Origin of the sequence: Janthinobacterium sp. KBS0711, from assembly GCF_000988085.1 — a bacterium.
GTDB classification, from domain to species: Bacteria; Pseudomonadota; Gammaproteobacteria; order Burkholderiales; family Burkholderiaceae_D; genus Janthinobacterium; species Janthinobacterium lividum_E.
Map to the genome: position 1 here is coordinate 13,839 of NZ_LBCO01000005.1, position 13,615 is coordinate 27,453.

Consider the following 13,615-nt stretch of genomic DNA (forward strand, 5'->3'; position numbering starts at 1 on the left):
ATATCTGAGGCGGATTGATCGTATGATGAACAAACTACAGGCTTTCGGTTTAATTGTTTCCCAGGCAGTGCGTGGAGAATTAACGTTTCCCACGAGTGTGAATTCCGCACTGCAATTGCAATTGGCCCTGGCTGAGCCGGACTGCCACATCGACCATGCGATCAAGCTGGTATTGGCCGAGCCCTTGCTGGCGGCGCGCACGGTCGCGCTGGCCAACTCGGCCGTGTACAGCCGCGGCGATGCCGCACCCGTGACCAGCGTGCGCGCCGCCGTCATGCGCATGGGTTACCGCAATCTGTACGCGCTGGTGGCGGCCATGGTGGTGCGCCAGTTCGGCAGCAAGATCATCGACCCCGTCCTGCGCCAGAAGGCGACCCAGCTGTGGGAACACACTGCCCATGTGGCGGCACTGGCCCACGTGCTTGCCCGCCGCGTGACGCACGTCGATGCCGACACGGCGCTGTTCGCTGGCATCGTGCATGAGGTGGGCGGTTTTTACTTGCTGTCGCGTGCCGACGAATTCCCCGGCCTGCTCGACGACGATGCGGATCACTGGATGGAGTCGGCAGAAGAAATCATTTCCCGCGAAGTCATGAAGAAGCTGCTGATCCCGCTGGCAGTGAGCGAAGCCATCGAAGGCTTGCGCGATGGCTTGCTATCGATACCGCCCGACTCCCTGCTCGACACCTTGTTATTGGCCAAGCAGCTGTCGCCCGTGCAGTCGCCCTTGCAGGTGACGTACGTGGAAATGCTCACGCCTTCCGATTCCGTCATCGATTTCATTATCGACAACGACACCCTGCAAAGCATCCTGGCCGAGTCAAACGAGGAAGTGCGCTCGATGAGCGCCGCGCTGCTCGTCTGAAATACGCATTGCTCATCTGATCCGGCCACGTTGCCTGCCAGCGCAGGTCAAGGGCCGGGGTGCAATACCACCTTGATGCATTGCTCCTGTTTCTTCTGGAAGATCTCGTAGCCGTGCGGGGCTTCGTCCAGGGTCAGGTGGTGGGAAATGATGGCGCCGGGATCGAGCTCGCCCCGTTGTATCCGTTCCAGCAGCGGCTGCATGTAGCGTTGCACGTGTGTCTGCCCCGTCTTGATGGTCAATGAACGGTTCATGATGGAGCCAAACGGGATCTTGTCGCTGAAGCCGCCATACACCCCCGGCACCGAGACGACGCCGCCGTTGCGGCACGCCATCAACGCTTCGCGCAGGGCCGTGGGACGGTCCGATTCCAGTTTCATCGTCTGCTTGAGGCGGTCATAGATATAGCTGATGCCGGAACCGTGCGCTTCCATGCCGACGGCATCGATGCAGGCATCGGGTCCCCGTCCTCCCGTCATTTCCCGCAGGGCGTCGGGCACGTCCACGGCATCGAAATGCAGGGTTTCCGCACCGGACAGTTCGCGCGCCATGCGCAGGCGTTCCGGGTAATGGTCGATGGCGATGACGCGCTCGGCGCCGAGCAGGAAGGCGCTCTGGATGGCGAACTGCCCCACGGGGCCGCAACCCCATACGGCCACCACCTGACCCGGCGCGATGCCGCAGGCTTCGGCCGCCATGTAGCCGGTCGGCAGTATGTCCGAGAGAAAGAGTACCTGTTCATCCTTGAGCTCGTCCGGTACCTTGATGGGGCCGACGTCGGCAAACGGCACGCGCACATATTCGGCCTGGCCGCCCGCATAGCCGCCCGTCAGGTGGGAATAGCCAAAGATGCCCGCGCCCGAGTGGCCCCACATCTTTTCCGCCATGTAGGCGTTGGGATTGGAGTTCTCGCACACCGAATACAGCTGTTGCTCGCAAAAGAAGCAGCGTCCGCAGGCAATGGGAAACGGCACCACCACCCGATCTCCCACCTTGAGCTTGCGTACCGCGGAGCCCGTTTCCACCACTTCGCCCATGAACTCATGGCCGAGGATATCGCCTTGTTCCATGGTGGGCACGACGCCATTGTAGAGGTGCAGGTCGGAGCCGCAGATGGCCGTGGAACTGACTTTGAGGATGGCGTCGCCGGGATTGAGGATGGCGGGATCGGGCACGTGTTCGATCCGTACGTCGCGCTTGCCGTGCCAGCAATTGGCTTTCATGACACACCTCCATTCGTTTGCGTGCCTGCAGCATTTGCCTTGTTGCCAGCCTTGCTCAGCAGCCGTGCCTTGAAGCTGCGCTTGCCCGATGGCTGGCCCTCGGTGGTGCTGACCTCGCCCGTTTCCATCCACTGCTTGAAGCGGCGCAGGGTGGTCTCGATCTGGTAGGCGGGCGCCTGGCTGAACAGGCCGGCCACGGCCGCGCCCACCTTGCCGACCGGCGCCTGCATGTGCAGTTGCATGGTCACCACGGTGCCCTGGCCGTCCGGTGCGGGCGACAGTTCCAGCGCGCCCGTTTCCGCATGGTTTTCCGCCGCGCGCCAGCGCATGCCCTGGCCCGGACGCTCGTCTGTCAGTTCGCCTATCCACTCGCCTTCGACATTGTGCCAGCGCGAGCGGCGCGCATCGATTACCTGTACCGACTGCAGGCCCGGCATGAAGCGGGGCAGGTTTTCCAGGTCGCGCCAGGCGCGGTAGCAATCGTCGGCGGAACGGTTGACGATGACGCTCTTTTGCAGCGCCAGCCCCTCTTCGCCGGGTGCAGGCAATTCGCTCAGCTTGCGCGGCGCCAGTTGTGTGCTGGCGATATAGTCGATGGCCGTCACGCCTGCCACCACGGCCGCCGTCGCCGCAAGGCGTGTGCGCGCATGGCGCCGGCTGGCCATGGCCACGCCCAGCAGCGACAGGTCCATGGCGTCGCCGGCGATGCGCGACCAGCGCCATGCCGGCCTGCTTTCTCCGCGCAGCAAGGCCACGCCGCAAGCCATTTCGCGCAGGCCGATGGCGCGTATCCATAAAGATGAGACGCCACGCAAGCCGCTGGCCCGCGCCAGGCCGCGCGGCGCCACCAGCTGGGCCAGGCCCAGGCCGATGCTGAGCCAGCCAAGTGCCGCGATCAGGGCACGGTTGCCGCGCGGGGTATCGTCGGGAATGTGCCGCTGTGGCCGTGTATCGGACTGGCCGCGCGCGCTCGTGTAGTGAAGAATGGCGTCGTGCCCATTCCCGGACGAGCCGGATGTTTCCGCTGGTATTTCTGACTGCTGCCGCCATGTTGGCGGACGCGCCGTGGCGCCATCGCTGATGTCTTCGTTTTGCATGCTGCCTCCCTTCAGTGTATGGGAATTAGGCAGCATGGTCTGGTACGCGTTCCGGCAGGCGTGCGCGCGATGCGCTGTTTTGTGAAGGGATCTGCGCCAGATCAAATATCGGCACGAAAAAAAACGGCAGCCCCGCTTGGCGCTGCCGTTCTCACAGGAGTGGGTTAGTTTACTTCTGCTGCGCAATCCACCGGTCGACCTTGGCTTCCAGCAGTTTCAGGGGCAGGGTGCCGTCGCTCAGCACCACTTCGTGGAACTTGGGCAGGCTGAACTTGTCGCCCAAGGCTTGCTGCGCGCGCTGGCGCAGTTCGACGATCTTCAGGGAACCGATCTTGTAGCCCAGCGCCTGGCCCGGCCAGGCCATGTAGCGTTCCGTCTCGCTTTTCGCCACGGCGTCATAGCCGAGGGTGTCGCGCATGTACTTGATCGTCTGCTCGCGCGTCCAGCCCTTGGTGTGTAAACCCGTGTCGACCACCAGGCGTACGGCGCGCAGCATCTCGTCGTTCAAATGGCCGAAATACTGGGCCGGATCCTCGAACAGGCCCATTTCCTTGCCCAGGGTTTCCGCATACAGGGCCCAGCCTTCCGTGAAGGCATTGTTGCCGCCGAAGCGGCGGAAGTTCGGCAAGTCCATCTCTTGCACGAGCGCCAGGTGGAAATGGTGGCCAGGTTTACCTTCGTGCAGGAACAAGGTGGTCATGCCCGTGTCGCCATACAGTTTCGGATCCGTGACGACGGACCAGAACACGCCGGGGCGCGAACCGTCGGCGGCCGGCGCCGTGTAGTGGTCGGCGGCCGTGTCGCGGCTCAGTTCAGGTTCCAGGCGCAAATCCAGCGGCGCTTTCGGCACCAGGGTGAACAGGGCGGGCAATTTGCTGTCGAGCAGCACGTTCAGCTTGCGGTAGACGTCGAGCACTTCCTGTTCCGTCTTGAACGGGCGGTATTTCGCCTGTTCCGACACCCACACCGGCAAGCCGGCGGCCGGGCCGTTGTAGCCCATCTTCGGGCCCACGATCGCGTATTGTTCCTGGATGCGCGCCACTTCCTTCAAGCCGATGGCGTGGATCTGCTCCGGTTTCAAATCCGTCGTGGTGCTGCTGGCCACGCGCGCCTGGTACCAAGCCGCGCCATCGGGCAGGGCGCTCCAGCCGCTGCTCGCGCGGCCGGCCGGCAGGTAATCGCGTTCCATGAAGGTGGACAGGCGCTGCAGCGCGGGCATCAGCTTGGCTTCGATGATGACGGTATAGGTTTGCGTCAGGCGCGCCTTGTCCGCGTCGGAAAAGCTGGCCGGCAAGTTCTTGATGGGCGTGTAATAGACGCTGTCCTGCGGCGTGGCGCTGACGAGCTTCTTGAATTGCGGCAGCGCCGATTCCGTCAGCGCCTTCGGCAGCACGATGCCCTTTTGCATGCCGACCTTCATGTTGGCGATGGCCTGGTCTATCCAGCCCGGCAACTGGCCGATACGGCTCAGGTAAGCGTCATACTCCTTGACCGTGGTCAAAGGCTGCGATGCCTCGCCGCCCGCATAATTGGCCAGGGTAACGGGCATGCTGTCCATCTGGTTCAATGGCAGCAGGTATTCCGGAAAGCGCTCGAAGCTCAGGGCCGTGGCCAGCTCATAGTCGAGAATGTCGTAGTTGATCTGGTCCTGGTGCGACAGCTGCGCGCGGGCAATGCTGCGCAGGGTCTTCTGGTACTGGCGGTACAGGGCGAACTGTTTTGCGCGCGCGGCGGGCACGATGGCTGAACCGAGCTGGTCATCAAAGCGGTTGTCGCCGCTTTCGGTGGCATTGATCGGCTCGAAACGGGCCTGTGCATCGTAATATGTGTCGGCCAGCACTTGTAGTTGTTGCTTTGCTTTTGGCGCGCTGACGGCGGGCGCGACGGCTGTTTTGGCAGCGGGCTGGGCCGCTTGCGCCATGGGCGCGTAGGCGAGCAACAGGGAGATGGCCAGGGTGCCGAGGGTGCCGGCGGCAAAACGATGCTTCATGCGCGATGTCCTTTGTAAGGAGGGTATGAACGGAGGCGTTGTGGGTCGGGGTGGCCGGTCGCGATCGAGCAGCCGGGGCGTAAGCATACGCCATTGCACAGTACGTTTGGATAAATTGTACGAGGGGAATGTTGCTATCTTGCCGTAGGCGGCAGGGCCGCTTTCATGGCTTGCCAGTGGTTGCTGGTCAGGGGAAGGCAGGCAAGGCAGGGCGTGGCGGCGATCAGGCTGCGAATCTGCTGCGCGCGCGCCGCCGTTTGCGGGTGCGAGGAAATCCAGTCGGGTACCTTGGCCTTGTCCTTCTCATCGAGCTTTTGGAAAAAGCTGAGCATGCCATCGGGGCGGATATGTGCGCGTTGCAAGGCGAGCAAACCGAGGCGGTCCGCCTCTTCTTCCATGTCGCGGCTGAAATACAGGGTGCCGGCCTGGTGCGCCAGCATGGCGGCCACGGCGCTGATGTCGCCGATGGTCACGCCCACGAGGGCGCCCCAGCCCAGGCTGCTGATCATTTGCCGCAGCGAATGGCGCTGCTCCACGTGCTGCACTTCATGCGCGAGCACGCCGGCCAGCTCGCCCGGGTCGGCGGCTTGGCGCAGCAAGCCCGTATGCACGACGATGATGCCACCCGGCATGGCAAATGCGTTGACCGTGTCGTCGTTCTTGATCAGCCAGCGGTACTGGTAGCGCGAGCCGGCCGTCAACTTGCGGCCGATGTCCTGCACCGTCTGCTGCGTCACGCCGCTTTCGCTGACGCCGCCCTGCGCGCGCACTTGCGCCAGGGCCAGTTCGCCCAGCTGTTTTTCCGTCGACAAAGGGATTAATCCTGCCAGCGCACCGACGGCATTGCCGCCTTGCCACCACAGCAGGCCGGCTGCGACGACGGCCGCGCCCGTCAAACCGGCCAGCCAGCCCGACACTTGCCGCCGATTGCGCTGGCGTTCGCCCCACAAACGCTGCAGTTGCGGCTGCAGTGCGGCCGGCGCTTCGCGCAAGACGATGGCGATGTCGCTAGCCGTCAGCGGCTTGAGCGACGCTTGCCGTCCTTGCGCGTCGAGCCAGTTCAGGAACAGCTCCGGGCCATCGACGCCGCCCACGCTGACGACCAGCTGTGCCACGTCGACACCATGGCCGGGCGCGTCGATGGCCAGCTGGCTGCCGAAAAAATGCGCGCTGACGGGCGTGCCGGCGGAGCCGCCATCGGGGCCCGTCAGCAGTGCCTGGAATGGCGTCATGCGACGGCCTCGGCAAAGCGGCTTTCATACAGGGCCGCCATCAGGTCGGACTGGCTGATGATGCCGGCCAGGCGTTCTTCGTCGTCGAGGATGGGAATATGGTGATAGCCGGCGTCGGCCATCAGGGGTACCAGATCGATGATGGGCGTGCCCAGGCGGGCAGTGTGCGGCGACGGCGTCATCAGCTGGCCCACCACTTCCGGCTTGTCGCTGTGGGACAAGCCGCTGCGTTGCAGCAAGCCGCGCAGGCGCTGGCGCATGCCCTGGTAATCGTCGAGGCCGCCATGGCGCAGGAAATCCGTCTGCGTGATGATGCCGACGACGCGGCGCGCCCGGTTCAGCACGGGCAGGGCGCCTACCTGATGCTCGCGCATGGTGCGCCAGGCAACATCGAGCGGCGTGCCGAATTCCACGCTGAGCACGTCTTTCGACATGATGTCGGCGCAGGTGACGACGCCGAAGCGGCGCTGGTAAGCGCGCATTTCCGTTTGCAGGAAGATCGCTTGCAAATCGTCGCGGCTGATGTCGAGCACTTCGCTGTGCTGGCGCAGGACGGCGTCGAGGTCATCGGGCGAAAAGCCCAGCCGGTTGCTGGGCACGTCATCCTTGGTGGCGTGCGGATGCGGCGCGACCAGTTGCTGGATGTGCGGGTAGCGGCGTCCCGTCAGGTTGTTGTACAGCACGGCGCAAGCGACCAGCACGGCGGAATTGAACAGCACGGTGATAAAGACGAATTCAAAGCCGGCCGCATGCACGCTGGCGCCGCCGACGACCGTGGTGAGCGCCACGGCGCCGCCCGGCGGATGCAAACAGCGCAGGGCAAACATGGCGCCGATGGCCAGGCAGGCGGCCAGCGCCGCCACGCCCACGCTGGGCCCCAGCCATTTGACGCAAGCCATGCCCATCAGGCCGGACACCACATTGCCACCCACCACGGACCACGGTTGCGCCAGCGGGCTGGCCGGCAGGCAGAACAGCAGTACCGCCGAGGCGCCCATGGGCGCGATCAGGTAGACGCTGGCGCTGTCGGGGGCCAGCAGGAAATGGCAGATCAGGCCCGTCAGCAGCAAGCCGCAGATGGCCCCCGCGCAGGCGCGCAATTGTTCGCGGCGGCTGCCGTTGTTCGGTTGTGGCAGCCAGCGTGCCAGGAAAGAAGTCGTCATGGGAGGGCGCGTTCGGGCCGCGTTGCTCAGTATCAGCCCGATATTATCCCATGCGTTCCATTTCGCTGCCTGCAGGCATCAATCTTCGGCACAGACCGCTTGCAAGCCGTGTTGCTCCAGCAAGCGCTTGGCGGCCGCGATGGCGGAAGGTGCCGGTTTGTTGCTGGCGCAGGCATAGATGTCATTGAGGACCACCGCCGCATCCCTGCCCGTGACAGCGGCCATCAGCTCGGCCAGGTTGCGGTCGGAAAAGTGTTCATACAGCAGGGCCAATACGGCGAAATACGCCGAGTCGGGAATGCCAGCGGGATAGGCGCTGCGCAGCATGCGCGCGGCGCCGGACAAGGTTGGGGGCAGGGTATCTGGCATGCTCAAGCGGCTACTCCTTGGTGTTGCTTATACGTTTTCCGCATAAGCACAGTGTAATTAAATGGTGGATATTTCCCACAAGCAGGCATATTCTAGACAATCACACTAGCTGGCAGCTGTTCAGCTGGTCCCCACGATTTTTCTCAGGAGCCCGCATGCGCTTTTCTCTTTTCCTTGCCAGCCTGCTGCTTGCCGGCACCGCCGTTGCCGCTGCGCCGACGCCGGCCAACCCCGTCGCCACGCCGCACTTGCCGTACAACGCGGCGGCCGACGCCAAGGCCGACGTGGCCCGTGCGCTGGCCGAAGCCAAGGCGGCGCAGGTGCCTGTCTTGCTGATCTTTGGCGCCAACTGGTGCGAGGATTGCCGCGCGCTCGACAAGGCATTGAAGGAAGGCAAGAACGCGGAGTTGATGCAGCAACAGTTCAAGGTCGTCAAGGTCGACGTGGGTAACTTCGACCATAACCTGGACGTGGCGCAAGCCTATGGCAATCCGCTCAAGAAAGGCATCCCGGCTGCCGTGCTCGTCTCGAGCGACAACAACCAGGTGCTGTACGCCACCAAGGGCGGCGAACTGGCGAATGCGCGCCGCATGAGCGAGAGCGGCATTTATGATTTCTTCAAGCAAGCGGCCAGCGTGAAAGCGCCGGCGATTTAATTCACACCCTTTAAAACTCTTCCCACGCATCGCTGGCCGGCGCTGTCGGGCGCGACGGCGTGGGCAGCATGGGCTTGTGCGTCGGCTGCCGAGGCTGTGGCTGCGCCGCATGTCCGGTCTCTTCCAGCTTGAAGACGCTGACCACCTGCGCCAGCCGGCCCGCCTGGTCCTGCAAGGACTGGGCGGCCGCCGCCGCTTCTTCCACGAGCGCCGCATTTTGCTGGGTGGCGTCATCCATTTGCGTCACGGTGGCATTGACTTGCGCGATACCCTGGCTTTGCTCCTGGCTGGCTGAAGCGATTTCTCCCATCAAGTCGGCCACCCTTTGCACGGAAACGACGATGTCCTGCATGGTGGCGCCGGCCGAGTCGACCAGCTTGCTGCCCGCTTCCACCTTGCTGCCCGAGTCCACGATCAAGTCCTTGATTTCCTTGGCCGCCGCCGCCGAGCGCTGCGCCAGGTTGCGCACCTCGGTTGCCACCACGGCAAAGCCGCGCCCCTGTTCGCCCGCACGGGCCGCCTCGACCGCTGCATTTAACGCCAGGATATTGGTTTGAAAGGCAATGGCATCGATCACGCCGATAATGTCCGCGATCTTGCGTGAACTTTCCGTAATCGCACCCATCGTCTGCACGACTTGTCCCACGACTTCACCGCCCTTGACGGCGTGGCTCGACGCCGATACCACCAGCTGATTGGCCTGGCGCGCGTTGTCCGCGTTCTGTTTTACGGTCGACGTCAGTTCTTCCATGGCCGCCGCCGTCTCTTCCAGGCTCGACGCCTGGGCTTCCGTGCGCGCCGACAGGTCCAGGTTGCCCGACGCGATCTGGCTCGATGCGCTGGCAATGGAACCCGTACTGTCGCGAACTTCGCGTATCGTCACGTTCAACGATGCGACGAAGCGGTTGAAGGCGGCAGCCAGCGCACCGACCTCGTCTTCCGATTCGACGGGCATGCGGCGGCTCAGGTCGCCATTGCCGCTGGCGATTTCGCTGAGCATGTCGGCCGCCCGCGCGACGGGAGCGGCGATGGCGCGGCTGATGACATAAATGATGCACAGGGCGATGCCGCCACCGACCAGGCCGGCGATCAGGGCGGCAATCAGGGCCGAACGCGTGACATTGCCCAGCACTTCCGCTTCCGGTACTTCCGCCATCACGTACAGATTCAATTCCGGCACGAAGGAGGCGGCGACGAACTGGCGTCCAGCAGGCGCATCGTAGATGGCATACGCGTATTTTTTGCCAGTCAGCAGGCTCTGGCTCAGGGTATCGCTGAAGCCGGGCAAATCCTTGAGTGCATGCTTGCCGTCGGCCAAGGCCGTGTCGCGGTGCACGAGCAGCACGCCATTCGCGCGCGCCAGGTAGACATGGCCCGTCTGGCCGATCTTGTAGCTGCGGATGGTGTCGGCCAGCGCATTGATGGACAGGCCCAGGCCGGCCGCGATCTGCTTGCCGCCCGCCGTCTGGCCGCGCGCATTCAGGTACAGCATCAGGTCGCTGGAGTTTTCCGCCTTGTCGATGTCGAGCGTGTAGGCCTTGTCGCCGGCCAGCAAGCCATAAAACCACTGGTCTGCCGCCTGGTTCTTGTCCAGGGTACGCAGCAAGCCTTCCGTGGTGAAATATTTGCCCGTGCTGGCCGAGGCCCAGTTGATCGAGGCGGCCTTGTTTTTTTCCTTGACCACGGTGGCGTAGCGCTGGAAGGTGGCGATGCCGCTGTCGGGCAAGCCCGCGTCTTCCCAGTCTTGCAAGTAGACATCATTGGCCATGGTCTGCACCACGGACAGGGGCTGGCTGATCTGGCGCAGCACGTCGTTGCGGATTTCGCCCACTTGCGCCGGCAACTCCTGGCTGACGACGCGCTCGCGCACGTAATCGCTGCTCATGCGCACGCTGAGGAAAGACGAGATCGCCATGAAGAGCAGCAGGCACAAGCCCATGCTGAACAGGAGTTTTTTCTGGATGGAGAGGCGGCGGAGCAGAGACATGGAAGACCTTGGAGGATGGCCTGCAGAATGAGCAGAAAAGCGGGCAGGCGAGCAGACAGTATACCGGCCGCACTGCGCCTTCCATCGCACCATTGCTGCTTTTCATTCACTTATGTTGCATTGCAGCAACGCGCGATCGTCTCAGGCAGGCAAGCCGTGGGCGATCAATTCCAGCGGCAATTCCGTGCTGCACTTGATCTGCTCCATGGAAAAGGCGGACGACACGCCCGTCAGCTGCACGGCCTTGATGAGTTTTTTATAAAACGTGTCGTAGCCCTTGATGTCGGTGGTGACGACTTTCAGCAGGTAGTCGATGTCGCCGCTCATGCGGTGAAATTCCTGTACCTCGGGCAAGACGATGACGGCGGCGGCGAAGCGGCGCAGCCATTTCTCATCGTGCTGGCCCGTGCGCACGCTGACGAAGACGGTCACGGGCAAACCCACTTTTTGGCGGTTGACGATGGCCACGCGGCTCTCGATATAGCCCTCTTCCTCCAGGCGCTTGACCCGCTTCCAGCAAGGCGTGCTGGACAGGCCGATCTTCTCGCTGAGGGCGGCGATCGACAGGGTGCCGTCCTGCTGCAGGGCTGCGAGGATGGCGCAGTCGAATTTGTCGAGCGAGGCGTTTGGTGAATTCATTTTACTAATCCAGTTTTTATGGCATGAACATGCTGCATGGTACCTTGTTTGCAGTATTTTTTGGCATATCTTCACGGGGGCAGGCCGGTAGACTATCTATATATCCCAGCCGCCTGCGCTGTGCCCTTTTTATAGAATACTCAGACTGCCATCATGAAAGAAATCTACCTCGACAGCAATGCCACCACTTGCGTGCTGCCCGCCGCCGTTGCCGCCGCCCGGCAAGCGATGGAGCAGGGCTATGGTAATCCCAGCAGCACCCACGCGACGGGATTGCAGGCCAAGGCCATGATGGATGGCGTGCGCCAGCGCGCCGCCCGCTTGCTGGGCGTGGGCGACGGCCGCCTGATGTTCAACAGCGGCGCCACGGAAGGCATCCAGACGGCCGTGCTGTCTGCGCTGTGTGCGTTGCGCGAACGGCGCGATGCAGGCAAGCGCATCGGCAGCCTGCTGCTGTATGGCGCGACCGAGCACAAGGCCGTGCCGGAAAGCCTGGCGCACTGGAATCGGCTGCTGGGCCTGAACCTGGAAGTGCGCAAGCTGCCCGTCGATGCGCAGGGGCGCCACGATTTGCAGGCGCTCGGTGCGCTGATCGGCGACGCGGCCATGCTGTGCACGATGGCGGCGAATAATGAAACGGGCGTCGTCAGCGATTTGTCCGGCATCGCCCACCTGCTGCAGGAACGCGGTGCCGATGCCTACTGGATGGTCGATTGCGTGCAGGCGCTGGGCAAGCTGAAACTGAACCTGGCCGCCACGCGCATCGATTACGCGCCGTTTTCCGGCCACAAGCTGTACGCGCCCAAGGGCATCGGCATGCTGTACGTGCGCGCCGGCGCCCCGTTTACGCCCCTGATGATGGGCGGCGGCCAGGAGGCGGGCCTGCGCTCGGGCACGGAAAACATGGCCGGCATCGCCGCGCTGGGCGCCGTGCTGGGCGCGCTCGACGATGGCAAGACCTTCCGCAGCGACGCCGACCTGGCCGCGTTCCGCGTGCAGCTGGTTGCCAGCCTGGAACGCGCTTTCCCCGGCATCGTCTTCAATATGCCGTTCGACTTGTCCTTGCCGACGACGCTCAATTTTTCCGTGCCGGGCCTGTCCTCGAAAGAGCTGTTGGACCTGTTCGACGCGGCGCGCGTGCGCGTCAGCTCGGGCAGCGCCTGTTCCGCCGCCAAGGCGCTCCCCAGCTATGTCCTGGAAGCGATGCACGTGCCGCAATGGCGCGCCAGCTCGGCCATCCGTTTATCGTTCGGCCCCCTGATCGACGCGGCGACCATTACCGCCGCCTGCGCGCGCATCGAGCGCTGCGGTGAAGCGCTGCGCAGCAGCTGCCTGTTGCCGTCGACACTGGCGCCATCGCCGCAGGACGGCGTAGTCCAGTTGAGCGTCGATGGCCAGTGCACCTGGCTGCTCAGCGACCTTGCCAGCGCCAGTTGCGTCGTCATCGATCCCGTCGCCGCCCTCGTGCCGCGCCTGGCCGCCTTCATCCGCTGCCAGCACCTGGCCTTGCGGGCCATCGTGCACACGGCGGCGCCAGCCGACCATGGCGTGGCGCGTCTGGCCTTGCTGCAGGAACTCGAGATCGAACAAGTCGGCCGCGTCGATATCGACGGTGAGCTGGCGCTGGGCCAGCAGCGTTTGCGCCGCATCGAGTGCGGCGAAACCCATGTGTACCTGCTGGAGCAGCGCTTCGCCTTCATCGGCAACCTGGCTTCCGAGGCGCTGGCGCCCTTGCTGGATGCGGCGCTGCTGACGCAAGACACCGTGCTGTGCGCGTCAGGCGACGACGGCAGCATTTGCGATACCGTGCGCACGGTGCAGGACGGTAGCGTGCCGGCCGCCGAACTGCAGCTCGACGCGGCCGCCTTGCCCGCCTTCCTGCGCCAGCATCCCGACGCCATCCTCGTCGACGTGCGCGAAGCGTATGAACATGCGGCGTGCGCCGGCACGGTGTTCGAGGACTGCGAGGTACGCAGCGTACCGCTGAGCCGCCTGGCGGGGCAAGTGGCCGCGTGGCTGCGGCAGCCGCAGCGCCCGCTGGTCTTTTTCTGCCGCAGCGGCAATCGCAGCGCGCGCGCCAGCGCCTGTTTGCGCCGCCTCGGCCACGGCGCCGCATGGCAGCTCAACGGCGGCATGGCGATGGCGGAAGCGACGCGCCACCCGCTGGCCATCGCTGCCTGAGCGGCTTGGACTTTCCTCGTTGAAATATTGCACCGTGCCATCATCGGTACGGTGCACGCTATTCGTTTCCTTGCGGCATTTTTTCACTGTCCAGTCTGCAAATTTCTTTGCCGACACGCTTCCAAAGCGCCAGCTATGTACGCTAGCGCACGGTCTTGCCTGCGCGGCCCTCCTACGATGAAGTTCAGAAAATCTCCCTATACCCTGAGATTC

At 63.8% G+C, this 13,615-nt stretch carries 11 protein-coding genes; 3 read left to right on the plus strand and 8 right to left on the minus strand.

All coding sequences use genetic code 11. The features are described 5' to 3' along the window. Window positions 1-25: 25 nt before the first annotated feature. Entirely contained in the window at window positions 26-865 is an 840-nt protein-coding gene (locus tag VM94_RS02755) for an HDOD domain-containing protein (RefSeq protein ID WP_046682085.1), read from the plus strand. A gap of 47 nt (window positions 866-912) precedes the next feature. On the opposite strand, the gene VM94_RS02760 is transcribed toward VM94_RS02755, so the two are convergent. From VM94_RS02760 to VM94_RS02785, 6 genes are all read right to left on the minus strand, one after another. After that, entirely contained in the window at window positions 913-2,088 is a 1,176-nt protein-coding gene (locus VM94_RS02760) for a zinc-dependent alcohol dehydrogenase (RefSeq protein WP_046682086.1), read from the minus strand. Next, entirely contained in the window at window positions 2,085-3,185 is a 1,101-nt protein-coding gene (locus VM94_RS02765) for an SRPBCC family protein (protein ID WP_052755479.1), read from the minus strand. The genes VM94_RS02760 and VM94_RS02765 overlap by 4 nt, the downstream gene beginning before the upstream one ends. A 169-nt stretch (window positions 3,186-3,354) precedes the next feature. Then, a complete protein-coding gene (locus VM94_RS02770; protein WP_046682087.1) occupies window positions 3,355-5,175 on the minus strand; it encodes a DUF885 domain-containing protein in 1,821 nt (606 codons plus the stop codon). Window positions 5,176-5,309: 134 nt separating this feature from the next. Further along, window positions 5,310-6,407 (minus strand): M48 family metallopeptidase, encoded by a 1,098-nt coding sequence (locus tag VM94_RS02775; RefSeq protein WP_046682088.1) that lies wholly within the window; start codon window positions 6,405-6,407, stop codon window positions 5,310-5,312. Further along, the gene (locus VM94_RS02780) at window positions 6,404-7,570 is read right to left on the minus strand and encodes an HPP family protein (RefSeq protein WP_046682089.1); all 1,167 of its coding nucleotides are present in this window, start codon (window positions 7,568-7,570) and stop codon (window positions 6,404-6,406) included. The genes VM94_RS02775 and VM94_RS02780 overlap by 4 nt, the downstream gene beginning before the upstream one ends. A gap of 78 nt (window positions 7,571-7,648) precedes the next feature. Next, the gene (locus tag VM94_RS02785) at window positions 7,649-7,939 is read right to left on the minus strand and encodes a DUF3349 domain-containing protein (protein ID WP_046682109.1); all 291 of its coding nucleotides are present in this window, start codon (window positions 7,937-7,939) and stop codon (window positions 7,649-7,651) included. A gap of 155 nt (window positions 7,940-8,094) precedes the next feature. Between VM94_RS02785 and VM94_RS02790 the strand changes: the two genes are divergently transcribed. Continuing rightward, entirely contained in the window at window positions 8,095-8,595 is a 501-nt protein-coding gene (locus VM94_RS02790) for a thioredoxin family protein (protein ID WP_082127523.1), read from the plus strand. Window positions 8,596-8,605: 10 nt separating this feature from the next. On the opposite strand, the gene VM94_RS02795 is transcribed toward VM94_RS02790, so the two are convergent. Next, on the minus strand, window positions 8,606-10,582 hold the full coding sequence (locus VM94_RS02795; protein WP_046682090.1) for a methyl-accepting chemotaxis protein: 1,977 nt from the start codon (window positions 10,580-10,582) through the stop codon (window positions 8,606-8,608). Window positions 10,583-10,723: 141 nt separating this feature from the next. Further along, entirely contained in the window at window positions 10,724-11,221 is a 498-nt protein-coding gene (locus tag VM94_RS02800; protein ID WP_046682091.1) for an Lrp/AsnC family transcriptional regulator, read from the minus strand. A 153-nt stretch (window positions 11,222-11,374) separates the two neighbouring features. Between VM94_RS02800 and VM94_RS02805 the strand changes: the two genes are divergently transcribed. Beyond that, complete coding sequence (locus VM94_RS02805) at window positions 11,375-13,402, plus strand: aminotransferase class V-fold PLP-dependent enzyme (RefSeq protein WP_046682092.1); 2,028 nt, start codon at window positions 11,375-11,377, stop codon at window positions 13,400-13,402. Window positions 13,403-13,615 lie beyond the last annotated feature (213 nt).